The following is a 25,114-nucleotide window of genomic DNA, read 5'->3' on the forward strand; positions in this document are numbered from 1 at the left end:
ACGACAACTGAAAGTTTTATCTCAGTTGTCGTGTCTTCTGCTAAACAATAAATGAATTATCAATCTATCGACGCTCAACACAACGTCGGTTTCCAAATCAGGAGTCTTCAAATGAAGAAGTTATTTGCCCTATTAATCATGCTCGTAAGTTTCCCTTCATTCGCCGCTGACGAGATCTACACAGGAACGTTCAGCAATAAAGCGGTGAGTGGTTATGACACCGTGGCATATTTCACGGAAGGCCAACCGGTTAAAGGCAATAGCCAATGGCAAGTAGAGTACAAAGATGCTGACTGGTATTTTTCTTCAGAAGAGAATCTAAGTAAGTTTAAAGCCGATCCAGAAAGCTACGCCCCACAATACGGTGGTTACTGTGCATGGGCGATTTCTGCCAAAAACGATTTTGCTTCTGCCAAACCTGAATTATGGGCAATTGTCGATGGTAAGCTTTATTTAAATTACGATGTTGGAGTGAAGAGACGTTGGGACGAAGATCGTGCAGGCCATATATTGACGGCTGACCAAAACTGGCCAAATCTAATTAAATAATAAGGAATCCACCTAATGAAGTTTGTACCGTTGAAGCATATTCCATCAGCATTTGTCATCTTTGTATTTGTTCAGTCATTGTTCTTTAAGTTTTCGGGTTCTTACGAGACAGAGCATATTTTTGGTACTCTGGGTGAGTGGTCGGGTATTGAGTGGTTTGGCGTATACGGTGGCTACCTGATTGGTTTTTCTGAACTGATTGCTGCAATTCTTCTGCTTACTCGTTTACACGGTTTTGGTGCCGCAATGAGTGTGGGTATCATGACTGGCGCGATTGTCTTCCATTTGTTCACGCCGCTAGGCGTCGTAATGCCAGAGTTTAACGCGATGGGCGATGTAGTGGGTGATGATGGTGGTTTGTTGTTTGGTATGGCGTGTATTGTGTGGAGCTGCGGCATGTTGCTATTTATTCGCGATGTGAAAACAGAAGGCACATTGACGTATAACCTTCTCGCCAAAAAAGCGTAGTGTCGTTAGTTTACTTATAGGGGTTAATATGGGATTTCAGAAGTTAGTTGAGTATCGCGAGGTATTGACCTTAGAACTCAATAAAATCGCTCGGCATTATCAGCTGCATTCGTTGTTGATCATGGAGTCGACGCCGGAGACAATGGTCGTGTTTGCGGCTAATGAACAACCTATTTATAGCGCGGGCGATGCAGGACCTAAAAGCAATCAAAAAGGCTGCCATGAACTGTATTGTGAACGTGTCGTCGACACGGAAGAACCGTTGTTGGTCTCAGATGCCTCTCAAGATAAAGAGTGGAGAGGGAACGCAGACTTAGTTGAATTCGGATTAGGTGTTTATTACGGTGTTCCAATTATGCATAAAGGCAAAGCGGTTGGAACCGTGTGTGCATTGAATGACAAACCCTTCGACTTTATGCAAGGTGAGCCCAATGTCATTACTCGATTGAACGATGTGAAGTTAGATGTAGAAAGGCACCTATAAATTGCGGTTATGCTTCTTAACCCTTACACGCATAAAGCACGTAATTAATGAGAATTAACGAGGACAGAATTAACGAGGACATATATGGTCACCTCGCTTGATACAAGGTCTTTATGTTTGTAGAACGTTCGTTATCTATCTTTCCATAGAGTTTTTCCCTAACAACAGGGGTTAGCAGTGGTTCACGGTCTTGCGACATATATCCGGCGTCTGTTTGGCATGAGTTCATGCGCGCCCTAATGAGATTCAAATTGACGTCTTATCCTCCTCAACACACACATGGTTTTGATAACCGCTGTCCTCGCCAGGTTTTGAATAAGACAAACCGTTTAATTCATCACTGTTTACACCGTTGTTATTGAGTTGGCTTTCTGTTCATTTACCATTATCTAGCGCAAGCGAGTTCGACGTTATAAGGAGCTCTTTTCGTTAATACGGCCCAGATTATTCGGGCCAATTTATTAGCAAAGGCCACTACCACTTTGCAATGGTGTGTTCGTTTTTTTAATTTTTGTAACCATTGGCTTAGCGGGTCGTCTTTTTTATCGCAATGATTAATGACCGCTTGCGCACCCTGAGTGAGAAGTTTACGAAGCGTTTGATTGCCTCGTTTGGTTATCTTGCCTAAATGGTTTTTGTCGCCACTGCTGTATTGAGAAGGGGTTAGGCCAAGCCATGCTGACAACTGACGTCCATTTTTGAATTCACTCATGCTATTTATCGAGCCCATGATACTTGACGCGACAATAGGACCGACTCCGGGAATACCTGAAAGCAATTGATAGTCTTCATGTTGGCTGGCACATGACACCATTTGAGCCGTGATGGTTTTGATTTCTTCTTCAAGCTGTTTTTGTCGAAGATAAAGGTGTTGAACAACCGAACGAGCCACTGTCGACAGCTCATTTTCGGCATCTTCTAAAACGAAAGGAATGGCATTCATTAAATTCGATTTTGTCTTCCCCATTACGACACCGTATTCCGCTAGAAGCCCTCGTAGTTGGTTGGCGTTCGCCGTACGTTGTTTTACCAGTAATTCTCTTATCCTTTGCAAAGATTGAATATCTTGTTGCTCAACGGTTTTCACGCCAACAAAATGAATTTTGGGTCGTTGTGCGGCTTCGGCAATGGCGAGCGCATCGTTAGCGTCATTTTTATTGCCGATTAAGAACGCTTTGACTAATCTGGCGGGAATTAATTTAACCGTATGCCCCAGTTTTTCAATCGCTCTTCCCCAGTGATTGGAGCTATAACACGCCTCCATGACGACAAGAGAGGGCTGGTATTGCCTTAGGGTGTGAAGCAATTTATTTCGGGTGATCTTTTTATTCGAAACGAGGTTATTTTGTTGATCGAGTAGAGCAACTTGAAAGACATTTTTTGCCAAATCAATACTAATTAACTTATAGTTCATAGTGGTCACCTTTGTTGTTGATTCTGTGCAACCTTAATCATGGCACATTGCGATGCCGAGACAGAGGTGACCATCTCATCACACACCTTAGAAAGAAATAGCTCAGCTTGAATCAACAAGGTATTCTCGAGATAAAGAGAATACCTTGTTGGTTTAAAAAGTGATCTAAAAACGTATTCACACTAAATGAAATTGACTGTGCATACCTTTCTCTCGTAGCGGAATAATGGCTTGGTATTCAGCGCTATTATACCAGTTTTGTGCACTTTCTTTGTCTGGAAACTGGATGATGGCTTTCATTGGGTGAATCGCTTCACCATGTAACACTTCCACTTCACCCTTGGCAATAAATTGACCATTAAAAGGTTTCAATGTTTCTGCCGCTTGCGCGCTGTATTCTGAAATCTGTTTTTTATCTATAGGTGTCAGGTCGACAACAACTAAACTTTTCATTTGCACTATTTCCTTGTTTGATTGAGTTGACACAGCTTAGGAGTTTAGCGACTATTAAACAATAACCTTAAAATGAACGTGTTGTTTAATTATATGAACAGTGTGAAATTGGCTCCTCTACTTTTGATTTTCGTCGAAGTGGCAAATCGGCGCTCTTTTACAGCGGCAGCTAAAAAGTTAGGTTTAAGTAAGTCCGCCGTTAGTCAGCAAATAAAGCGCTTAGAGGAATCGACGGACCAGCAGTTATTGATACGTAATACTCGCGGAGTTGTGCTGACTGCCGTAGGGGAAACGTTACTGGCTCGCAGTGAATTATTGAGTGAACAACTGACTATGACACTAACTGAGCTCGATAGTGCAAAAGCCCAACCTAGCGGTAGCTTCAAAGTTTCTATTCCTCCTTTTTTTGAAAAAAATTTGATCATTCCTGTATTGAGACAATTGAGTTTGGAATTCCCCAAAATAAAACCAGAAGTGGTTGTGACAGGCAAGTGGCAGGACTTGATAGAGCACAATTTAGATGCTGCGATTTTTGGCGGTGACATACCCGACTGCAATTATCGCGCGTTATCAATAGGGAAAGTATCAGAAATATTTTGCGCGTCACCTCGATACATTAAACAATACGGAGATATAAAGAACATTGAACAGTTAGAAGAATACAAGTTTATAGCAACCCCTTGGCAGCACGATGAATTGCAGTTATTTGATAATAAACAAATGAATAAATTGCTTATAAATGTCGAACACAGTGCGAAAGCAAACACGCTAACAACCGTATTGGAGATGGTGTTGAATGATATGGGTGTCGCATTGTTTCCTGAATTTTTAGTCCAAACAGAGCTTTCTGACGAACGGGTTACTAGAGTATTACCTGAGATTCAGGGAAGAGCCTGGCACTTCTATTTTTTACATCAATTTAATAATGAAAAACCAATACATGTCAGTCGCTTTTACCAACTATTTAAGTACTATTTTAGTAAGTCCAGTATATAAAAAGAAACGAACGAGCAGAAAATCAAACGCAAAAATCAGTCGAGGACATACACCTCAGATCTCAAGATGTATCTCCTTGTTAGCTTTTGTCACAAAACACCTCGGCTTTAAAACTTTCATTTTATTGATGCTAAATCGTCCATGATGAATGGCGAATATGTGTGATGTACGTCACATGTAAATAGTGAATAATAGCGTCATCGAGTGAGAGGGGCAGTAACCCCAACAAGTAGTCACTCATTTTTAACAGACACTTTAAGGGTAAATAAGATGAAAAAATTAACCGTTCTAGCCGCCACTCTCCTCGTTAGCGTTACCGCCTTTGCAGGCACTCAAACGGTGTATAGCGAAGCAAACCTTTCAACAGCCGGTTTCTCTTCAAAAGCCGCCGCGTATGAAGCAGGGTTTGATTACGTAGATGTACTAAAAACAGCGACCAATTCAGAATTGCGCTTTAAATTGGCACCCATTGGAGAAAATACCGTCTCTAATCTTAAGCTTGACGACACAGTTGTGACTATTGAAGAGTTCTCAGAAGCTCGCGGTGAAATATCTTACCGAGCTATCGTCAATGTTGATTATCATTTCGATGCCCGCGATAACAACAACGACTAATATCATCCAGTTTTAGAATTTGAAAAGCTAACAGGTCTCGGTCTGTTAGCTTTTTTGTCACTATAGATGTCAATGTAATGCCATTTTTGAGGTGTGTGTCCTGATTAACTGTGGCTCTAATTAGTTCTGAGTCACTAAATAAGCCAGAGTGAAAAGATAGCAGTTCTGAGTGTCATCATATTGAGTCAAATGCTAGACTGTCCGTCTATTTCATTTAGTGTTTAAAAGGTAGTGTGATGAACCCAATTCTTGCAATGTTGAAAGAGAATAATATTAGCGACGAACAGATCCGTGAGCTTTTTGAAGTGTTGACACAAAATCCTCTTGCGGCAATGGCATCAATCGGTCAACTGGGTTTACCTCAAGATAAGCTTCAGTTTTTAATGGGGCAGGTGATGCAAAACCCCGCTTTGATTAAAGAAGCCGTCAATGAGTTAGGGCTAGATTTTTCAAAAGTAGAAGCAGCGAAAGAACAACTTCAAAAGTAAATTTGTCTGCGAATTTAGAAGGGTCGTTTAAAGGGTTCAAGTTGAACTCCTTTGACGACCTTTTGTGATCTTAAAGACGAGCGATTTTTTCTCTGGTGTTTGCATTAATGAAGTAGTCTGATTGGAAAGGTGAAGGGATGCTCACCAAAAAAATTTAGAACCGTGACAGTTGGTGTAGTGCGCCCCCCCCCTAAAATAAGCATGTCTTATATATAGAAAACTGAAAGGACACACGCCTTAGGTTTCAAGATGTATGCCCTCTCGGTCATTCTCGATTAGTCCCTTCCCTTCAAATAAGTTAAAGATAATTAAAGCGACATATACCTCAGTTCGGCGCTTATGCTTAGACGTTAAGTGAAGCCAGATGTCATTGGATACTAAGCAATGTAAAAATATTGTTAAGGAAAATGGTATAACCGCCGATATTCTAATTACAATTAGTAATAAATGAACGCGGTTTATTCCGAGTGTCAAATGATTATGAAGTAGGGTGTATATGTTGAATTTCAAACAGCTGGGTCTTAAAAAACTGTTGCTTGTATCCGTAATGCTCTTGGTTGGGCTCTCTGTATCTGGGGTAAGTTTTGTTCTTTATCTTCAAGAAAAAGAGGCGCTGACGGAAAGCGTTATCAACGAAAGTAAAAACTATGTTGAAGCAAAATCTGGAGTTATTGAGACTCTAATTAATGAAAAAGTGGGCGGTATTAGTAAGTTAGCGAAACTCTACAAAAACAAAAAGTTTGAGGGTAGTGAACAAGAGATAATTGACCAAACATTTTTCTTAGCAAACGCGATGAATTTAAATAGTGCAGTATTGGCTTTTGAATCTGGCGATGCCTATTGGAATCAGATTACGGACAGTTGGCCAGATCACAAGTTTGATGGTGATGTGACACAGAGTTCTTGGTATCAAGACGGCAGAAACTCTTCAGGGACAACCGTAACAGAACCATATAGAGATGGTGATGTGTATTGGTTAACGATTATAGAGAAAATCAAAGGTGGAACTATCTCGGTAGATATGAAACTTGATTTTTTGAACGCCTTGGTTAAGCAATCTAATGATATTCCTGGTGCAACCGCCGTTATATTAAATCACGACACCATGTTTTTGGCTTCGTCATCTTCAGCAATTAAGGCTGGTCAAAAAGGGACTGAATTCGCCTGGTTTAAGGATGTAGCGCTTGGCGCAGTAGCGAAAGAGAGTTCTGTAATTGAATATGAATTGAATGGGCAAGAGAAAGTGCTGTTTAGTCATCGAATTAATGCTGGCGACAAAGATTGGTACTTTGCTGTTGGCCTAGATAAGTCGGTTGCGTTTGCTAAACTTGAGGAATCGAGAAACAAGGCTATCTATGTATCGGTGATTGCAGTCATTTTGAGTTTAATATTAAGTTATCTGCTGATTCAAATGTTGTATAAGCCTATTTTGGTATTAAGAGAAACTATTACGAATCTTTCTAGTGGTGATGCAGACCTAACACAGCGACTAAAAGTTGAAACGAACGACGAGCTTGGAGATATTTCTAAGGGTATTAACAAGTTCATCGGAAATTTACAAGATATGATGCTTGAAATTCGGGAGGTAACCACTACGTTGCAATCTAATGTAGGGAGAATGAGGGAGCAGTCTGAAACCAATAGTAATATCTTACAGAATCATGTTTCTGAGACTGAGCAGGTCGTTACCGCAATTGAAGAAATGAATGCGACAGCAGATTCAATGGCAAGTGATGCGGCAAATACGGCCAGTTTAACCGAAAAAGCAAATGCGACGAGTGTTGAATCTAAACGAATTGCTACGCTATCTCAGGACACCGTTTCGGGTTTAATCGCGGATGTTGATGTCTCTGCTGACAATGTACAGAACATGAACAAAGAGACACACAGCATTAATGGTATTTTGAGTGTCATTAGTGAGATTGCGGAGCAAACAAACTTACTGGCTCTGAATGCAGCAATTGAAGCTGCACGAGCAGGTGAACAAGGCCGTGGATTCGCTGTCGTAGCTGATGAAGTCCGAAATCTAGCAAGTAGAACGAAAGACAGTACGCAGGAAGTTGAATCGGCTTTAGACAGCTTGATGAAAGGGACCGATGCGGTTGTGAGTTCAATGGCCAATACCAAATCTCGTTGTCAAGATACTGCTGATGGTGCAGGAGAGGTTACGGTTAGCCTAGAAACGATGAGCAATTATGTGGATGATATCCATGATCTTAGTACACAAATTGCAACTGCTGCAGAGGAACAAAGCTGCGTCACGCAAGAACTAAGTAAAAACATGACGTCGATTAGCGAGATTGTTAATGAACTAGATAATAACGGTCAACGGTCTTTGAAAGATACTGAAGATGTCGCTGAAGTGAACAATCAACTAGTCGCAATAGTTAATCGCTTCAAAATTTAGTATTAGACGATAATCTTAAGTGTTATTAGCAATATCCTCTTATTGTCGGTAATTGCATCTTAGAAAGGAAGCTAAAGCAGAAGGGATATTCACCTATGATTGGTGGATGTCCCTTTTCGTTATCCATGCTCGCTCCATTGAGTACATTTCGTCGGGCTAGTTACTTAGTGGAATGGGCACTAAGCAAAAGCAGATCTGATGCGGCGCCATAGGCGGCCGTCAATAAATGACAATCCGAGTGCAATTAGCAACATGCCTAGAAAATGAATCAACGCCAATGATTCGTTGAGAAACAATAAGCCAAGTAGAACGGCGGAGACAGGAACGAGCAATGTTACCAGTAATACGTTTGTTGCTCCCGCCAGCTCAAGTATCTTGAAATAGAGAACATAAGCAATAGCTGTTGAAAAAACGGCTAGCCCTGTAATGGCGGCCCATGTCTTAGTACTGGTACTCAATAGCTCAATTGGACCGTCAACGGTTAAAGCGATAGGTAGCAATATGAGTGTTGAGGCGGTGACTTGTCCTGCTGCCGTTACCACTGGATTTAGACCCAAACTTTTAAACCTTCGGCCATACACCCCTGCAAAAGCATAAGATAAAGTGGCCGCAACTATCGCGAGTTGAGCAAGTAGTTTGCCCTCACCATTTGATGTTGGTATGCCAATCATTACCACTACTCCGATAAAACCAAGGCTAACACCAAATAACTTGAGTGGTGTTGGGCGTTCATCTGCCAACAATAGCCCGGCAACGACGACCGTAAATATTGGTGTCGCTGCGTTGAGTATCGAAGCCAATCCAGACGCAATCTGAGTTTGTCCCCATACGATAAGAACAAATGGGACGACATTGTTTAATAATCCCATCGTCAAAAAAGTGCCCCATACTTTTAGGCTTTTTGGTGGACGAAGTCCAATCATCAGTGCGATAGCCCACAGTGTTGCCGCAGCAATACCCACTCTAAGAGTGACGATGGTAATCGGAGGTAGTTCATTTACCGCTATGCCAACGAAGAAGAACGATCCGCCCCATAAGATAGACAGTAAAATGAGCATGAACCATACTTTCGAATTCATAGCATGAGTGATAGAAGATGTCATCGTCGATTCCATTTTGTATTGGTATGTGTTGAATTCATACTAGTTGACCCTGAATGACGAAAACATCCGAATATTGCGTCATATTCATTTCTCTTCTTTATGTGCTATCTACAATTGTTCGGCAAAAATCAGATAGAAGAGTAAATGAAAGTATGGTGATATGGTTTTGTTATTCGCTATAAAAGAGAGTGCAGTCATGGCAATGCCGTCTGAAAGCCTGATGAATAAGGCAATAGAAAGCCGAGATAAGTCCTATGACGGACAGTTTTATTACGGTGTTATTACAACCGGTGTGTTTTGCATGCCCTCATGTCCGACCAAATCTGCTCATCCAGAAAATATAAGGTTCTTACCTGATATCGAATCTGCGATTCAAGCGGGATATCGACCTTGTAAACGTTGTTATCCTGCAGGAAAAAATGCAAAAACAGAAAAGCTTATCGAAGTGGTTCGTTATATTGAAGAGCACATAGAGGATAAAATAACACTGTTGCAACTAGGCGAGATAGCGGGTCTTTCTCCGTCTCGATTACAGAGGGTATTTAAAAATGTATTTGGTGTCTCCCCAAAACAGTATCAGGACGCAATTCGAATGCGCAGATTCAAGCGATCGCTAAAAGAGGGAGACAATGTAACCGATGCGATTTATTCCTCAGGATTCGGCTCTATAAGTCGAATATACGGCGAGGCTACTCGCAATATTGGAATGACACCGAAAGCCTATCGCGCGGGTGGTGATGGTGAGGTTATTCACTATGCTTGCCGAAAAACAGCATTCGGATACATGATGATGGCCGCCACAGATAAGGGAGTCTGCTCCGTGCAGTTTGGAGACGATGGAAGTATCCTGCTTTCCCTGTTGTCCAAAGAGTTCCCCAATGCAGAGCTGATCCTTTCTGCCGCGCAAAATGCCCTCGATCTAGATAATTGGATGAATGCCTTAGATAAGCATGTCAATCAAGGCGCCCCCAGACCAGATGTTCCTCTCGATATTAGAGGGACGGCATTTCAGATAAAAGTGTGGCAGTTTTTACTCAGCATCAAAGAAGGCGATGTAGTGAGTTATGGTGAAGTCGCAGAACAAATCGATAACCCTAAAGCGGTTCGAGCGGTAGGAACGGCTTGCGGAAAAAACCCTATCGGCGTATTAATTCCATGTCACCGCGTCTTAAGGAGTGACGGTTCTTTGGGAGGATATCGATGGGGGTTGGAACGCAAACGAACTCTGTTAGATAAGGAAAGAGCAGGGTTATAAAAGCGTCAAGCCTATCTACCAGCATTGAACGCGGCAATCAGCAAGCCGGTAATTAAGATTAAAGAGATGACGAACTCTATTGCCTAAGAATAGGCCATACATGGCAGCTTCGTTTAATGCTCGTTTAATGCTCGTATTGGCTGCTATGCTATGTTTTATAGATAAATCACACGTCGACTATTTTAGACTTCAAGCGATACTATCTTTTCATTCCCATAATCTATCTGGCAACTAGATTCTTTTAAAACAATAAGATATATAGTGATGCCGCTCCCATAGATTCCTCCGCTACGCTACGTAAGATCATTTATTAGGACTTTGTCACGGTAACTTAATGTTCATATGAGCACTATTCGTTCGAAAATATTTGGTTTTATGTTCGTTTTCTATGAATGAAAATCATGAATGGTATTGCTTTGCTGTTTTTATTCTCTTATGTAAGAGGCTTTTGGGTAGTGAGAATCGAACGTTCGATTCATTTTAGGTTGGTCGTTGTTTGCGTCAATTTTGACAGGAAGTAATAAATCCGTTTTGTTTATTAGATATAAAAATAGTGATTACAAAAAAAAGGACGAAATAATGAAGAAACAACTTATTACTGCCGCGATACTGGCTTCCATTGCGGGATCGGTGTTTGCCAGTTCAGATAAACTTGTTATAGCGCACAGAGGTGCAAGTGGCTACCTTCCTGAACATACCCTTGAAGCGTATTCTGCTGCCTATTTTATGGGGGCTGATTATATCGAACAAGATGTAGTGATGACTAAAGATAATAAACTGGTTGTTCTGCATGATCATACTCTGGACCGCACGACCGATGTAATGAGTCAATTCCCGGAACGATTTCGCACAATTGATGGTGTAAAGCGTTGGTTCGCTATTGATTTTACGTTAGCTGAAATCAAAACTTTGCGAGTCACAGAAGGATTCAAAATACCGGACAATTCAGATCCTGATCAAGTGCAGGATCTTTCAAAAGCAGGCTTTCCAGAACGCTTTCCACTGTGGCAGTCAAACTTCCAAGTCGCTACCTTTGCAGAAGCCATTGAACTCATTCAGGGGCTAAATAAATCCACCAAGCGTAGCGTCGGTATTTATCCGGAAATCAAAGCGCCTTGGCTTCATAAAAAGGAAGGAAAAGACATTTCCTTGGCCGTGCTAGAAACGCTTAAGGCGTATGGTTACGACAGTAAAGACGATATGGTTTATGTTCAGTGTTTTGACCCTATCGAAACTAAACGTATTGCTGAGGTGCTGATGCCGAAGATGAATATTGATCTGAAAGTTGTGCAGCTTTTAGCGGAAACAAGTTGGAATGAAACCATGGTCGTTGATAAGGAAGGAAAAGCCACGCCTTATGACTATGATTGGATGTTCATGCCTGGAGCTATGGCAAAAGTGGCGAAGTATGCGGATGGTATAGGCCCATGGAAACCGATGTTGGTTGACGACAAGTCGACTTATGACAATATCATTGTTAAACCATTAATGACCGAAGCTAAATTGGCAGGGTTAGAAGTGCATCCTTATACGTTCAGAGCGGATCAAGGTCGTATTCCTTCCTATGCAAAAAACTTTGATGACATGTTAGATGTGTTCTACTTTAAAGTAGGCGTTGACGGCGTCTTCACTGATTTCACGGATAAAGCGGTCAAGTTTTTAGATACAAAGTAATATAGATTACGTTTTTAGTTCGACTAAAAATGGAAAACCAGCGCTGATATGCGCTGGTTTTTTTGTTTCTGGGTGCCACGATTATCATTTGATAAGAAAACAATAGAGACAAATTATTGTATAAAATCGTCTGTAAACTGTAACAGTCCTTTCTTGTACTGCGTCTAACTCTATAGAGCCTAAATTTTTTAGGTGATCTTAAGACAAATATAGGAAAAATAATGAAAAAAACTATCGCTACAATGGGTCTATCTCTTGCCGTTATGGAGGCTGCAGTCGCCGCGCCTCAAGTCACCCCGTTTGTGGAGGTTGTAATATATCGGGTTGAGCCATCAGTACAACATCCGAAATTATCTCGACATTTAGCTGAGGATGAAAAAGCGCTACCCGGCTTCATTCGCGGTATTCATCTGCAATCTTTGGCTGACCCCTATTTATTTGCGGACATTAACCTGTGGGAAGAAATCAATGTCACTCGGACAACCAAATCTGTTCGTGATTCATTTTCAGGTACGGCTCAAGAATTAGAGCTCTTTGGCTATTTTCAATCAGTGTCATCCATTACTGGGTTAGAATCATTCATGCGACCTGAGGCTGTGATTGAATTAGCGGCTTATTCGGTAAAAGAGATAGCAATACAAGAAAAGTCTCGTTCAGCTGTTTATCTAGAATTAGAAAATAGTTCAAACCTATATGCTGGCATGGCATTATCTTCAGTGAACACAGGGGGAGACTATATTGATTTTATTGCATGGTCATCTCAGCAAGCTGCTGAAGAAACCGCGGCAAAAATAATGTTAATGCCAGAGCATCAGGCTTTCTTCCAAAATACGGCTGAAATAAAGTTGTTTGATTTTTTTACTGTGTATGAACAAGATGGGAAAACAAAATGACATACAACCCTTTTACTGCTGAAACTCATTATAATCAAGAAGATGCAGAACTCGCTATTGCTGCTGCCGCGGGGGATAAGCAAGCGTTGGAAGCATTGATCCGTCGTCATCAGGGTTGGATATATAATATGGCTGTCCGCATGGTGCTTAATCCTCAAAATGCGCAAGATATTACGCAAGAAGCGTTGCTTAAGATTGTCACTAGAATCGCTCAATTTGAAGGTCGTTCCTCTTTCCGAACTTGGGCATACCGGATTGTGACGAACTGTTTTTTGGATAGCAAACGAGGTCCGATAGAAAGTGTTTTTTCAGGTTTTGAAGCTTATGGGGATGACCTAGATGCTATTGATAACAAAGATTTACAACTGGCAATAGAGGATGAACCCGATCGTGTGTTAATCATTGAAGAGGCTAAAGTTGGCTGTATGTTAGGTATGTTGTTGTGCTTAACTAGAGAGCAACGATTGGTATATATCCTCGCTGATATATTTGAAGCTAGCGCACCGATTGCTGCAGATATACTCGCTATTACCCCCGGTAATTTCAGACAAAAGTTATCTCGTGCACGCCGAGATTTACATAGTTTCATGCAAAATAAATGCGGGTTGGTTGACCTTTCGAACCCTTGCCGCTGTGAACGTAAAGCCTCTGGTTTTATGAAAGAAGGTTGGCTTGACCCCAATCAGCTAAAGTTTACCGGTACTCATTTGAAAAATATGAAAGACAAGGCTGAATTAGAAACGCAACCACTGGATGAGTTTGCAGATAATGCCTATGGGCAGTTATATCGCCAACATCCACTGCAAGAACCATTGGAAGGTACTGGTGAAGGGGTAGACCGTATCCTTATTCGGCTACTGGATAGCTCTGAATGTCACCGTATTTTTGATTTGTCCAGATCTTAAGGCAGATAGTTTAAACTGAATCGAAATTTACCACTGCCCTTAGCGCAAATGAAACAGGACGTTATGAGTAACCTATTTAAAGACATATATTCAGCATCATTTTATAATAAATTATCTGAGACCTTAGCATTGACCATTCCTGTCTTTGATAAAGATGAGTTTATGCAGTTGATATTCAGCAATGAATTTGCTGGCTATGAACTGAAGCAAAGGATGACTCACACGGCTAAGGTGTTGCACCATTTTCTCTCTGATGATTTTGTTGAGTCTAGCTCGACGCTAAAACAATTGATCGAGAATTTACGTGCCGCGGGTATGAAGGAAGAAAGCATTGAATATATGTTTCTGCCTGAATACATTTCAATGTATGGGCTCGATAATTATGAGCATGCCATTTCAGCGTTTGAAGTAGTCACTCAATTTACCAGTTGCGAATTCGCAGTACGACCTTTCATCATAAAATATGAAGAGCAGATGCTCGCGCAGATGCTGCGATGGACATCACACGAAAATAACATGGTGAGAAGGCTAGCGAGTGAAGGCTCAAGGCCTAGGTTGCCTTGGGCGATGGCTCTGCCTAGTTTTAAAATCGATCCTGCACCAATATTATCAATTCTAAGAAACCTAAAGAATGATCCATGTGACATCGTTAGGCGCAGTGTGGCAAATAATCTCAACGATATTTCTAAAGATAATGCGGCGACAGTGATTCAGTTGGCTAAAGAATGGCATGGTAAAAACAAGTCTACAGATGCCCTCATCAAGCATGCTTGCAGAACTATGTTGAAGCAAGGTGTGCCAGAGGTTCTTGAATTGTTTGGGTTTGATAGCCGGGATATCGAGTTGTCTAATTTTCAGATATTGACACCCACCGTTTATATTGGTGACCAGTTGGCATTCTCTTTTACTATTGTGAATACGGGTAAAAAGACCCATATGTTAAGGCTCGAATATGGGCTCTATTATATGAAGAATAATGGTGAACTTTCTAAAAAAGTCTTCAAAATTAGTGAGCGCGAAGTAGAGCCTAACCGTAGTTATGAGATAGACAGAAAGCAAAACTTTAAAATCATCACGACGAGAAAGTTCTACACTGGTACTCATGAATTATCGATAATTTTAAATGGTCAAGAAAGCCATAGATTATCGTTTGATTTATTAATGCCAGATGCAGAGACCTGACGGGTAACATAAAAGGGACATACATCTTGGGTTCTTATCGCTCAGGTTCTAAAGTGTATGTCGCCGTTGTAGTCATTCAAAATAAAGAGATATTTGATGCCTAATTTTCAAATAATTATGAAAAGCGAATACAAATGTATGCCATGGAAAAATGGCCTTGGTAAAACATTTGAGATCCAACGTAGTGACGATCAACATGGGCTACGCTTTCGCATTAGCCAAGCGCGTGTCGTAGACAATGGACTATTTTCGGACTTTAGCGGGTTACACCGCACTTTGGTTCTCTTGTCTGGTAATGGCATGACACTGGAGCATAAGAATCAATCTCACAACCATTCCCATACATTAAAAAAACCGTTAGATATCGCGCGTTTCTCTGGTGGTGACAAAACCTACGCCACATTAAAAAATGAAGGGATTGACGATCTCAACATTATGGTTCGTGAGGTGGACACACAAGCTAAGGTTTTTGCCGTTACTTCTGGGCAACCGTTGACGCTACCTGGCTCGGATTATCATATATTTAGTGCATTTTATGCTAATAACGCTTGTACTATCCATCCGAATATCAACACGGTAGAAACACAACCCATTCATCTACCCGCAGGTAGCTTACTTTGTTTAAGAGGTGAAGAAGTCTTATTGGGAAAAGATTTTTTGGTCACAGATGGCAACGGTGTACTTATCGAAATATCAGGGAAATAAAGTGTTTTCAAACGCCGTCACTCTACGTATTAACATAGAGTCGTTGCCAAATTCTATTTCGTAATGAAGATTTTGACGCCTTTATACCTTGGTTAGATAATCACCACGGCAACCTAAGCGTTCTTGTTCATGGTTCAACAGGCGATGCTTTAGCTGACCACACGATCAATGCATATAGGTTGGGTGATGCCGTGGAATTGGACCTGCATGGTTTCTAAGTTTTGAAACTAAGAAAGGATGACTGTCGCGGTATCCGGTGGATCAACATGGTGTATTAATTGGTTGGAGAAAAGTTCAACCTACGATTCGCGCTAGATAATAACCGTTCGTATAATGCGCGTGCAGCAGGACCCGATTCTTCACCTTTGGGTAAAGTAATATGAGTAGGAATCTGGTAACGGTTGGCGTTTTCAAGGGATAAAGTGACGATTCTATTAGCATCTAGCGTATCAACAATATGTTGAGGGAGACGGCAAAACCCAACACCATCTAAGACAGCCTGTAGGGCATGGTCAAAATTGTCTACTGTTAATCTTTGTTGAGATTTCAACCAACCAACCTTACGACTTTTTTCATCTGATTCTTCACCAAGATCTCTTATGACTACTTGAGTTTCTGTCTTTAGATCCGACAAACATAATGTCTTTTTATTTGCCAATGGATGATAACTTGCCACCACAGGAACCATCATGGTTGTACCAAACACTTCTGCGGGGAAATTGGTAATAGGAATATTGATGATGGCTATATCCGCTTTTTTGGAAAGCACTGTTGCTGTTGTACTGGACATGGACGTTTCGATTAATTGAACAGAGGTAGTGAAGTTTTGGCGGTAGAACTCTCTAAGCGAAGGAAATATCCATTGTCTATTGCATAGGTGGTCAATCGCAATAGTAATTTCGGTTTCAACCCCTTTAGATATTTGTTGACTTATTACTTCTAGTTGCTGAGCTTGTTCGAGCATAGAGTCAGCTCGCCTCAAAATAGATTTCCCCTCATTTGTTAGTACCGCTCTTCGACCCTTAACTTGAACTAATGTTAGACCGAGTCGCTCTTCTAACTTTCGGATAGCATAAATCAAGGTTGTATGGCTTTTATTTAGATCATTTGCAGCTGACTGAATGCTTCCTGCGCGATCGACTGCTTGTAGTGTCGCCCATTGTTCTAATGTTGTTTTAAGTCTCATTGGTCTATTTTATCTACAGTATTTGGCTAAATTATGAACTTTTATGTAGAAATAATAAAGGTATATTGTCAGCACTAGATGAGCCGTAGTCATCAATATGTTGGCTACTTGGATAGCGTTTATTGAACAAACTGGAGAAGTAAAATGCGTAAGTTGTTACAAGTAGATTTTAGCCACATTGGCCCTTTTGCGGAAGATATGACGAAAGCGATGACAAATTTGGCAGAGTCTATCAATCAAGAGCCAGGAATGATTTGGAAGATCTGGACTGAGAGTGAAAAAAGTCAATTAGGTGGTGGTATTTACCTTTTTGAAAATGAAACCCTCGCTAAAAATTATATGGAAATGCATTCGAATCGTTTAGAAAAAATGGGTGTCACGGATATTAGAGGTATAATTTTTGATGTGAATGAATCCCTTACCTATATCAACAATGGGCCAACAAATTAAATTGGTTGGGCGAGTTTTACAGCATGATGGGACATAGGCTTTTTACTTTAAGATATGTGTTCTCTTTGGCCTCATCAATTTGATGAGGCTTTGTGCTATTTGAAAATAAGAAATAGATGGTATTGCTATTACTTTACCTATTAAGAACATCAATACATACTAGCTTCAATAGAGAGTAAAAATGGATGTAATAAGATGAAGATTGGCATAATTGGAATGGGTGATATTGCACAAAAAGCATATTTGCCAGTTTTGGCGCAGAAGCCTGGTATTGAACTGGTGTTTTGTACAAGAAACTCGAAGGTATTGTCTTCTTTAGCGAGTAAATATCGAGTCACTGAGTATTGTACAGATTATAAAGAATTGATTCGATTTAACGTTGACGCTGTGATGGTTCATGCTGCAACGGTCGTTCATCCAGAAATAGCGCAATTTTTTTTAAAGCAAGGTATTGCTACCTTTGTCGATAAGCCATTAGCTAATAGTGTTGAGCATTGTGAGAAACTTTATGATATTGCGGAGCAAAAGGCTCAACCTCTCTACATTGGGTTTAATCGGCGTCATATCCCCCTTTATAATCAGCATTTAATTGGTATACAGCATGATTCTAATCATGAACAATTATCGTCACTACGTTGGGAAAAAAACCGATATAATCAGTTAGGAAATATAAGAGATTTTATATTTGATGATTTTATTCACCCTTTAGATAGCATTAATTTGAATGCGAAATCTGATCTTTTTGATGCCTATGTAACTCATCAATCTCGGGATGGTTTATTGGCACGGCTGGATATTCAGTGGCAGCAAAATGGAATATTGCTACATGCCTCAATGAACAGACAACACGGAACGACGAACGAAATAGTGACAGCAAACTATGCAGGAAAATCGTATAGATTTGATTCTTTCTATCAAGGTTGTGTATGGCAAGAAAGTACTCAAACGAAACTTACGCTCAAAGATTGGACACCAATGTTAACCAGTAAAGGCTTTGAGGCGATGATAGATGATTGGGTACAAGTGGTAGAAGAAGGTAAGTTGGACAGCAAAATAGTATCAAGAAATATTGCATCGCATCAGCTAGCTGATTGCTTATGCCAAAAAATTACGTCTCAGATCTTGAGACAACCAAAGAATAACTTACGTTAAGTTAGTCGTGAATACGCTGAAAAGAGACTATGATATAAAATATTGGTCTTGAGGGTATGTAATGGTGTTTGTTGGTTTCTCCTTACCCGTCATAAATATGAAAAATTAGCATGAAATTATGTCAGCATGTTATCACTGGAATTTTAACGATGTGGCTGCGAATGTGTCGTTGAATAAAAGGAATTGTATATGAGAATAACGCATTCGCTACTCGGCATTTTTCTATGCCTAGCTTACGTTCCTTATAGTCTAGCAGCCCCTGTTACGCTTCGGCTTGCCTATTCATATATTGAGTCCTATCCATTCCAACTAGGTAATGGTAATGAGGTATTCGACCCTCCTGGTTTGGCGTTAGATGTAATCAATCAGTCTGTTAATAATCTTGGTATAAAGGTTGAATTTGTTCGTCTGCCAGGCAAAAGGGTATTGGAGTACATTAAGGAAGGAAAAGTAGATGGTGGTTTTATTTTTTCCTACAACGCTCAGCGCGCGCTATACGCTCGCTACCCTATGGTCGGAGATAAACCCGATAGCAGCAAACGAATTGCGACCTTAGAGTATTACTTCTATAAACTAGAAGACCAGCCATTTGATTGGGATGGAACAAGTCTAGTTAACTCGAATGATAAGGTTGTTGGGGCTCATCTAGGGTTCTCAATTGTTAAAGAATTGAAGTCCAAAAACATCAGGGTGGATGAAGTAAGAACCACGCCACAATTGTTAGATATGTTATGCAACAACCGAATTTCTGCCATTGCAATCCAAGACAACATGATTAAAACGCTTCTCGAAAATAAACGTTGGTCTAATGTCGAGAAAGTGATGCCCGCCATTATAAAAAAAGACTATTACTTGGTGTTCAGTAGCCAATTTGTTCAACTCAAGCCTGATTTGGCTGAATTGATTTGGAGTTCTATTGGAGAGACCAGAGATGAAGTTATGTCTCAATCTATGGGTAAGTACCTTAACCTAGAGTAGAACTGGGCAATACGGATATTCACAACAGAAAACGTCTAAAACCGAGACCGTTGGCATCCGGTGATAAACAAGTCCCTCATTTCACGCAGACACGGCAAATTGATAGCCTATCTCGTCTGGAAGTTTGATATATACGCCTAGATTTGACAGGGAGAAAGGGATGTCAACTTTCTCCTTTTTTTGTATGATACAAGGCAATATAAACGTTGAGGGAATAAAAATGAAAGCGTCACTTATTGCTATTGTAATTACGTTCTTCCTTATTGGATGTTCGAATACATGGGATGGTGTAAAAGAAGATTCATCTACAATTTGGAATGATACGAAAGAGACGATACACGAAGCTACGGAATAATAGAGAAAGCATAAGACAATTTAACGAACATGCCATTATTCAAATGTTATGTGATAAAGAGAGATCGCAATGTCGAAAAGTACAGCAACATATTGGAACGTGCTCGCTACTGAAAACAGCAATCGGTGGGAGTCCATAGAAGGTAGCTCCGGAATGTTGGAGCAACTTACCCTTGCTCACGATGAGACGACAGGTGATTATACGCGGCTAACCCGCTTTAAAGCTGGCGCAGACACAAAAGAATTTGGCGGTAAATCTCATGATTATCCCGAGGAAATATATATTATTTCAGGTCGGCTTTACGATGCCGCTTTTCAACAATGGCTAGAAGCAGGGCACTTTGCAAGTCGCCCTCCTGGCGAAGTGCATGGACCGTTCCTTTGTGAGGAAGATTGCTTAGTTATGGAAGTTTCATTTCCAAGCCAAAGTGTCTCTACCACACGACAATAACCTTAATCACAATAATCAATAAATCATAGATTATGGGCAGATCCATTCTGTAATACCTACAGACACATACGAGATATTATTCATGAACTACTTGTCGAGCGTTGAAGTGGAGCCAAACACTAAGGCAACGGCTTCTGTAATTTGGTTGCATGGTTTAGGGGCTGATGGTCACGATTTCGAACCCATAGTGGCGGAATTAAATCTCCCAAAGAATTTAGCGATTCGTTTTGTTTTTCCTCATTCACCCTCGATCCCCGTGACGATTAACGGCGGTATGATTATGCCTGCATGGTACGATATTCTGGATATGAGTATTGATCGAAAGGTAGACTTACAGCAGTTAGATATCTCAGCAGGTGCCGTTCAGGCATTAATCGACCGAGAAATTGAGCGAGGTATTGACGCTAGCCGTATTATAATCGCTGGATTTTCTCAGGGTGGGGCCGTTGCTTACCAAGCCACATTAACCTATAGCCAACCATTAGCTGGGTTATTAGTTATGTCGACTTATTTTGCAACTAAAGACACGATTCAAATACATGACAGCAATAAGAAAATTAGCATCAATATCATGCATGGTAGCCTAGACCCGGTTGTTTCCCCTGTATTGGGCGAACAAGCGCTAAAGGCATTAGTTAATATTGGTTTTGAACCAAGGTATAAGCAGTATGTGATGCAACATAACGTGTGTGCAGAGCAGATTTCCGATATTTCTGATTGGTTGCAAGAGCGTCTAATAGTGTAAAGAGTCGAAAGGATATACGCCGTATAGGTAACGTTGTGTTCTACTATGGGAGATTGAGTTATGCAAAAATTGATAGACGATTTTGTACGAATGAATCTGGCGGGTCTTGTATTAGAATTATGTGAAAAATATTATGATGAGAACGTCGTAATGCTGAATAATGGCTCAGTTTTCGCGTCGTCGATGAAAGAATCCTATGACAAGCAAAAGGGCTTTATTGAATCCGTTGAACATTTTGACGTTTCTCTCATATCAACGTTTATATCTGAGAATACTGCAGAGCTTACTTTCCACTATAAAATGACAAATGCCCAGTCCCAAGTAAATGAATTTACAGGTAAACATATTCAAATTTGGAAGAATGGAAAGATCATTAGAGAAGAATATCTATCCGTCGACTAACATCGCATTCGTATGCGGTTAGAGTTGGACAGTATTATTCCAACGATAGTTACAATGCAGTTTCGCAATCTAGGGGTAGCGTTTTATTTATCTACCCCTTAATGATGGTTAAAGTAGGGATACCGTTGAGCTAGAGTAAAGGTGAGTTTATTTTAATCGCTTGGTCAAGGTAATAGCTCACACCGTCAACATCTGGAGAATCCATAGAAAGAACTCTCATTACTTTCCCTGATCCTGTTAGCATTTTATACGTGTCTATCATGTGCACTCCTTTTAGAAACCCTATATCAACGCCATTCTTTGTTGTTCTCATATGACAGATTCCACCATTAGCATCTGAATAACTGGTTATGCGCTGTTTTCTCGTTTCTATCAGCCGATAGTGTTCGATCAGTATTTTTCTAGTGAATACAAACAACGATTTATGCTCAGACTTTATGTCGATATCGTATTGCATATATACCCCTATTCTTATTAGTCATTATAACTGTACACATGTTGCGTAACCTCTACTTAGCTTGATTTACCATTGTCATTTTCGAATGCAGGACAACTCGGCATCGTAATATGTTTGGACAGTACTTCAGCAATCAACAGCAATTCGGCCTCGCCATTCATTTTACCAACAAGCTGAATGCCAATAGGTAACCCATTTCGGTCTAAACCTATCGGCATTGTAATGACGGGATGACCTATCAGGCTGATTGGGGTGGTATAGGCTGTCAGCGCATCGAAGTAGTTCACCTCTAAGCCATTGACTATCAATGGTGCTTTATAGTCTCTACTCGGCCCTCGCTCTAAAGTCGGTGGCATATGTTTGAAAGCAAGACAACATGTTACAGGTAATATCCAAGCATCAAATTGTTTGAAAAACGCTTGGCAGTCATGGATGACATCGTCTCGCTTTTTCAGAGCATTAGAATATTCGTTCAGCCTTCTGCGATAACCTTGCATTACATTATTAAGGAAGTTAGGTGATCGTTTTCGGCTATCCTTTCCAGACAATAGACTGATCCATCGAACAAAGGGATTCATTAGAGCAGACGTTTCAGTCCCCATGATGTTTCCAAAAATTCGCCAACACTCCGTGAAGCTGAAATGCTTAGGTTTTGAGTGCTTGCATTGATGTCCAGCCTGCTGCCAGCGGCTTACGGCTTGATCTATCCGATCCTTGATATCTGTGTCCAGCGGAAGGTCGTCTGCTTGATGCCAATAGGCCAAATTTAAGTGCTCGGCAATATTTGTTCTATCCTCACCTTTCAGCGCTTGCCAGATTAAAGCAAGATCTTGGGGCGCTCTAGCGATCGGACCGGGACGAGCAAAATGAGGCAGGGATAACTCAGGCTTTACCAGTATCCTTTCACTGCTCAGAGCACCTTCACTAGGTAACAAACTATAGACACCACAAAAGCTTGCGGGAATTCGTAATGAACCGGAAAGGTCGGTTCCGATATCAATAAAGCTCATTCCTGATGCGACTGCAGTGCATCCGCCGCCACTACTGCCGCCGCTAGTATATTCTTGATTCCAAGGATTTTTGCAAAAACCACGAATCTTATTGTTTGTTTGAAAATCCATGGCTAAAGGAGGAAGGCTTGTTTTCCCTAGCAAATTAGCACCTTGTTGAAACAGTTTTTCTGCAATGGGTGCAGTGACTTCGCATTGCGTTGTTTGATCGAGGCCGAAACTACAAGGTAGGTCTTTGATATGGAACTGGTCTTTGAAGCTGATTGGCAAACCCGCAAGGAAAGAAGTGCTCTCACATACTTGTGTCTGATCTTGGTATATGAAAGCGCCAAGTTCTTCATCTAATTGGGTTATTCGGTTTAACAGATGTGTCTTGATTTTCTGTGGTGTTTGAGTGCCTTGTTTTAGTTTTTCACAGGCTTGAACTGCTGATAATTGATGAATAGGCATAGATAGCTCCTTGTTTAATATCCATGCCTAATTGCAACAGTATTCGACTATTCGCGCTGTTCAATCTCTGCTGTTTTTATCGGTATATAGATATGTGTTAGCCAATCTTTTGGGGGCGTTTCGGCTGGAGAGGTTAAATAGAGTTCAAAAGGCAGAGTATCTCTTAGCTCGTAGATTGAATTTGATAACCAAGCACGAAAAGCATGATTCCATGTTTGATATAGGTAATCATAATGCCCTTTATGTTCAAATATGGCCCACAAGCCGGATTCAATTTTAAGGCAGTCTGACGTTTGTAAATGCGTTCTTGGTTCATGAAAAAGAGCCCCATATAAGACGAGGGCATGATCGTCGTTGAGACTTTGAGGGCTCGCAGGGAACGCACTAATCACCCCATAGAGCAGTGGTTCTTGACTTAGGCGTTGAAATTCGCAAGCCACATCTTGTTGTACTTGCGTGAGAAATGTCCCGTCTACGGTGCCTTTTGTCGTCTTGTAATGATAGAAAAGATCAGGCAAAGATTTAATCTCGACCTTTGGTGTCAAATTCTTTGTTGCGATGGTATTCAAAAAAGGTCGAGATTCATCTGGGCCCAATTTGGCGTGTTTTGACTGTGTACGAAATTGACTTGGACTGATCGCAAAATGCTGCCGGAATGCTCGAGAAAAGGCACTATGGGTTTCAAATCCCGATTTAAGAGCAATATCGAGTATCCCTAATTCGGGTTGGGTCAGTAGGCTACTCGCCGCTAGTTCTAACCGGCGGTGCAATACGTACTGACTAACAGACTCGCCTAGATACGCACTAAACATTCGTTGGAAATGAAAGTTGGATAGGTTTGCGTGTAGAGAAATTTGCTCTGCGGAAATTTTTGTCTCTAAATTCTGTTCGATAAATAATAGGGCTTTTTCTAGCCTATGCCGGGTTCTATCACTCATGTTGGCCTCGAGTCGAAGAATACGTTGAAAAGACAATATCATGATTCAATATTCATTCTACGAAGTTGCCGTCATTCCATCAATTCATATAAAACACAATTTGGACGAATAGAGATCAAGTTGTGTTCTTATTGACGACTGACTATAGTTGTTTGAAAGAAATAATGAGGCAGTGGTAAGTTCAATGCGCTGCGATATTAACATTTAAATAGAGTGTCCTATGATAAGTATTGAGTTTCTAGTTACCTCTTTAGTGGTTGTCTTGATTCCCGGAACGGGGGTTCTTTATACAATTGCAGCTGGATTGTTTTCAGGAAATAAGGCGAGTGTTTTTGCGGCTTTCGGATGCACACTGGGCATCGTTCCGTCTTTGATGGCAAGTATCATGGGGTTAGCGATTATCATCCATACCAGTGCATTAGCATTTCAAGTGATAAAAATCATAGGGGTCGCGTATCTACTGTTTTTATCTTGGTCTATGCTGCGATCAAGTGGCTCATTAACTTTGAATGAAGGTCAAGACAAACAAAGCCTGGTTGCTGTCGCATTTAAAGGTTTTTTAATCAATATTCTAAACCCTAAGCTGACTATTTTTTTCCTTGCGTTTTTGCCTCAATTTATTCCAGCCCAAGTGCCAAGTGCCACTAATCACATGTTGCTGCTTGGAGTGACCTTTATGATCATGACATTTTTAGTTTTTGTCATATATGGCATTTTGGCGACAAGTGTTCGGAATTATATTATTCATTCCGAAAAGGTAAGTACTATCGTGCAACGAATATTTGCAGGTAGTTTTGCTTTATTAGGGCTAAAACTTGCCCTTACTTCACGCGAGTAAACGTGTAATAACGAGCAACGATAAAATACGATATTTAGAACATTAATGGTAACTCGTTTGTATTTGCAGATAGGTTACATTGCTCGTATGAGTAAAACTGATCAATGAGTGA

29 protein-coding genes are annotated in these 25,114 nt (G+C 40.7%); 22 read left to right on the plus strand and 7 right to left on the minus strand.

What is annotated here, in order from left to right; all coding sequences use genetic code 11:
* Positions 1–111: 111 nt before the first annotated feature.
* From IUZ65_RS04800 to IUZ65_RS04810, 3 genes are read left to right on the plus strand one after another with little or no spacing between them, the layout of a single operon-like run.
* Complete coding sequence (locus tag IUZ65_RS04800) at positions 112–549, plus strand: YHS domain-containing (seleno)protein (RefSeq protein WP_195702658.1); 438 nt, start codon at positions 112–114, stop codon at positions 547–549.
* 15 nt (positions 550–564) lie between these two features.
* Positions 565–1,017 (plus strand): hypothetical protein, encoded by a 453-nt coding sequence (locus tag IUZ65_RS04805; protein ID WP_195702659.1) that lies wholly within the window; start codon positions 565–567, stop codon positions 1,015–1,017.
* A 28-nt stretch (positions 1,018–1,045) separates the two neighbouring features.
* The gene (locus IUZ65_RS04810; RefSeq protein ID WP_195702660.1) at positions 1,046–1,501 is read left to right on the plus strand and encodes a GAF domain-containing protein; all 456 of its coding nucleotides are present in this window, start codon (positions 1,046–1,048) and stop codon (positions 1,499–1,501) included.
* 385 nt (positions 1,502–1,886) lie between these two features.
* On the opposite strand, the gene IUZ65_RS04815 is transcribed toward IUZ65_RS04810, so the two are convergent.
* Together IUZ65_RS04815 and IUZ65_RS04820 are read right to left on the minus strand one after the other, a co-directional pair.
* A complete protein-coding gene (locus IUZ65_RS04815) occupies positions 1,887–2,915 on the minus strand; it encodes an IS110 family transposase (protein WP_195702661.1) in 1,029 nt (342 codons plus the stop codon).
* Positions 2,916–3,092: 177 nt separating this feature from the next.
* The gene (locus tag IUZ65_RS04820; protein ID WP_195702662.1) at positions 3,093–3,368 is read right to left on the minus strand and encodes a DUF1330 domain-containing protein; all 276 of its coding nucleotides are present in this window, start codon (positions 3,366–3,368) and stop codon (positions 3,093–3,095) included.
* Between the two features lie 93 nt (positions 3,369–3,461).
* Here IUZ65_RS04820 and IUZ65_RS04825 point away from each other — a divergent pair, with 93 nt between their 5' ends.
* The 4 genes from IUZ65_RS04825 (at position 3,462) to IUZ65_RS04840 (ending at position 7,874) form a co-directional block, all read left to right on the plus strand.
* Entirely contained in the window at positions 3,462–4,364 is a 903-nt protein-coding gene (locus IUZ65_RS04825) for a LysR family transcriptional regulator (RefSeq protein WP_195702663.1), read from the plus strand.
* 270 nt (positions 4,365–4,634) lie between these two features.
* Positions 4,635–4,979 carry a DUF3316 domain-containing protein gene (locus IUZ65_RS04830; RefSeq protein ID WP_195702664.1) on the plus strand — a complete coding sequence of 115 codons (345 nt, stop codon included), beginning with the start codon at positions 4,635–4,637 and terminating at the stop codon, positions 4,977–4,979.
* A 236-nt stretch (positions 4,980–5,215) separates the two neighbouring features.
* Positions 5,216–5,467, plus strand: coding sequence for a DUF2999 family protein (locus IUZ65_RS04835; protein ID WP_195702665.1), 252 nt, complete (start codon positions 5,216–5,218; stop codon positions 5,465–5,467).
* Positions 5,468–5,963: 496 nt separating this feature from the next.
* Positions 5,964–7,874, plus strand: coding sequence for a methyl-accepting chemotaxis protein (locus IUZ65_RS04840; protein WP_195702666.1), 1,911 nt, complete (start codon positions 5,964–5,966; stop codon positions 7,872–7,874).
* Positions 7,875–8,053: 179 nt separating this feature from the next.
* Here IUZ65_RS04840 and IUZ65_RS04845 read toward each other — a convergent pair whose 3' ends face one another.
* The gene (locus tag IUZ65_RS04845) at positions 8,054–8,977 is read right to left on the minus strand and encodes a DMT family transporter (RefSeq protein WP_195702667.1); all 924 of its coding nucleotides are present in this window, start codon (positions 8,975–8,977) and stop codon (positions 8,054–8,056) included.
* Between the two features lie 160 nt (positions 8,978–9,137).
* On the opposite strand from IUZ65_RS04845, the gene IUZ65_RS04850 reads away from it, so the two are divergent.
* The 7 genes from IUZ65_RS04850 to IUZ65_RS04880 all read left to right on the plus strand — a co-directional run bounded on the left by IUZ65_RS04850 (position 9,138) and on the right by IUZ65_RS04880 (position 15,809).
* Complete coding sequence (locus IUZ65_RS04850; protein ID WP_229637980.1) at positions 9,138–10,232, plus strand: bifunctional transcriptional activator/DNA repair enzyme AdaA; 1,095 nt, start codon at positions 9,138–9,140, stop codon at positions 10,230–10,232.
* Positions 10,233–10,811: 579 nt separating this feature from the next.
* Entirely contained in the window at positions 10,812–11,906 is a 1,095-nt protein-coding gene (gene glpQ / locus IUZ65_RS04855; protein WP_195702668.1) for a glycerophosphodiester phosphodiesterase, read from the plus strand.
* Between the two features lie 221 nt (positions 11,907–12,127).
* Positions 12,128–12,799 carry a hypothetical protein gene (locus tag IUZ65_RS04860; protein ID WP_195702669.1) on the plus strand — a complete coding sequence of 224 codons (672 nt, stop codon included), beginning with the start codon at positions 12,128–12,130 and terminating at the stop codon, positions 12,797–12,799.
* The gene (locus IUZ65_RS04865) at positions 12,796–13,704 is read left to right on the plus strand and encodes an RNA polymerase sigma factor (protein WP_195702670.1); all 909 of its coding nucleotides are present in this window, start codon (positions 12,796–12,798) and stop codon (positions 13,702–13,704) included. Before IUZ65_RS04860 ends, IUZ65_RS04865 begins: the two co-directional genes overlap by 4 nt.
* A gap of 63 nt (positions 13,705–13,767) precedes the next feature.
* Positions 13,768–14,886 (plus strand): DNA alkylation repair protein, encoded by a 1,119-nt coding sequence (locus IUZ65_RS04870; RefSeq protein ID WP_195702671.1) that lies wholly within the window; start codon positions 13,768–13,770, stop codon positions 14,884–14,886.
* A 96-nt stretch (positions 14,887–14,982) separates the two neighbouring features.
* Positions 14,983–15,591, plus strand: a complete 609-nt coding sequence (locus IUZ65_RS04875) for a HutD/Ves family protein (RefSeq protein WP_195702672.1) — start codon at positions 14,983–14,985, stop codon at positions 15,589–15,591.
* An 83-nt stretch (positions 15,592–15,674) separates the two neighbouring features.
* Positions 15,675–15,809, plus strand: a complete 135-nt coding sequence (locus IUZ65_RS04880) for a DOPA 4,5-dioxygenase family protein (RefSeq protein WP_231363610.1) — start codon at positions 15,675–15,677, stop codon at positions 15,807–15,809.
* Between the two features lie 56 nt (positions 15,810–15,865).
* Here the strand turns inward: IUZ65_RS04880 and IUZ65_RS04885 are convergent, their stop codons facing one another.
* Positions 15,866–16,777 carry a LysR family transcriptional regulator gene (locus IUZ65_RS04885; protein WP_195702673.1) on the minus strand — a complete coding sequence of 304 codons (912 nt, stop codon included), beginning with the start codon at positions 16,775–16,777 and terminating at the stop codon, positions 15,866–15,868.
* Between the two features lie 144 nt (positions 16,778–16,921).
* Between IUZ65_RS04885 and IUZ65_RS04890 the strand changes: the two genes are divergently transcribed.
* The 7 genes from IUZ65_RS04890 to IUZ65_RS04920 all read left to right on the plus strand — a co-directional run bounded on the left by IUZ65_RS04890 (position 16,922) and on the right by IUZ65_RS04920 (position 21,309).
* Positions 16,922–17,227, plus strand: coding sequence for a monooxygenase (locus tag IUZ65_RS04890; RefSeq protein ID WP_195702674.1), 306 nt, complete (start codon positions 16,922–16,924; stop codon positions 17,225–17,227).
* A 195-nt stretch (positions 17,228–17,422) separates the two neighbouring features.
* On the plus strand, positions 17,423–18,379 hold the full coding sequence (locus tag IUZ65_RS04895) for a Gfo/Idh/MocA family protein (RefSeq protein WP_195702675.1): 957 nt from the start codon (positions 17,423–17,425) through the stop codon (positions 18,377–18,379).
* 189 nt (positions 18,380–18,568) lie between these two features.
* Complete coding sequence (locus tag IUZ65_RS04900; protein ID WP_195702676.1) at positions 18,569–19,357, plus strand: substrate-binding periplasmic protein; 789 nt, start codon at positions 18,569–18,571, stop codon at positions 19,355–19,357.
* A 220-nt stretch (positions 19,358–19,577) separates the two neighbouring features.
* On the plus strand, positions 19,578–19,712 hold the full coding sequence (locus IUZ65_RS04905) for an entericidin EcnAB (RefSeq protein WP_195702677.1): 135 nt from the start codon (positions 19,578–19,580) through the stop codon (positions 19,710–19,712).
* A 69-nt stretch (positions 19,713–19,781) separates the two neighbouring features.
* Positions 19,782–20,162 carry a cupin domain-containing protein gene (locus IUZ65_RS04910; RefSeq protein ID WP_195702678.1) on the plus strand — a complete coding sequence of 127 codons (381 nt, stop codon included), beginning with the start codon at positions 19,782–19,784 and terminating at the stop codon, positions 20,160–20,162.
* 82 nt (positions 20,163–20,244) lie between these two features.
* Positions 20,245–20,907 (plus strand): alpha/beta hydrolase, encoded by a 663-nt coding sequence (locus tag IUZ65_RS04915; protein ID WP_195702679.1) that lies wholly within the window; start codon positions 20,245–20,247, stop codon positions 20,905–20,907.
* Positions 20,908–20,967: 60 nt separating this feature from the next.
* A complete protein-coding gene (locus tag IUZ65_RS04920) occupies positions 20,968–21,309 on the plus strand; it encodes a hypothetical protein (protein ID WP_195702680.1) in 342 nt (113 codons plus the stop codon).
* A 130-nt stretch (positions 21,310–21,439) separates the two neighbouring features.
* On the opposite strand, the gene IUZ65_RS04925 is transcribed toward IUZ65_RS04920, so the two are convergent.
* From IUZ65_RS04925 to IUZ65_RS04935, 3 genes are read right to left on the minus strand one after another with little or no spacing between them, the layout of a single operon-like run.
* Positions 21,440–21,766, minus strand: a complete 327-nt coding sequence (locus IUZ65_RS04925) for a hypothetical protein (RefSeq protein ID WP_195702681.1) — start codon at positions 21,764–21,766, stop codon at positions 21,440–21,442.
* 56 nt (positions 21,767–21,822) lie between these two features.
* Entirely contained in the window at positions 21,823–23,226 is a 1,404-nt protein-coding gene (locus tag IUZ65_RS04930) for an amidase (protein WP_195702682.1), read from the minus strand.
* A 47-nt stretch (positions 23,227–23,273) separates the two neighbouring features.
* Positions 23,274–24,164, minus strand: coding sequence for an AraC family transcriptional regulator (locus IUZ65_RS04935; protein ID WP_195702683.1), 891 nt, complete (start codon positions 24,162–24,164; stop codon positions 23,274–23,276).
* 220 nt (positions 24,165–24,384) lie between these two features.
* Between IUZ65_RS04935 and IUZ65_RS04940 the strand changes: the two genes are divergently transcribed.
* Positions 24,385–25,002 (plus strand): LysE family translocator, encoded by a 618-nt coding sequence (locus IUZ65_RS04940; RefSeq protein WP_195702684.1) that lies wholly within the window; start codon positions 24,385–24,387, stop codon positions 25,000–25,002.
* The last annotated feature ends 112 nt before the right edge of the window (positions 25,003–25,114 follow it).

The sequence above is a fragment of the Vibrio sp. VB16 genome (assembly GCF_015594925.2).
In the GTDB taxonomy this organism is placed as follows: Bacteria; Pseudomonadota; Gammaproteobacteria; order Enterobacterales; family Vibrionaceae; genus Vibrio.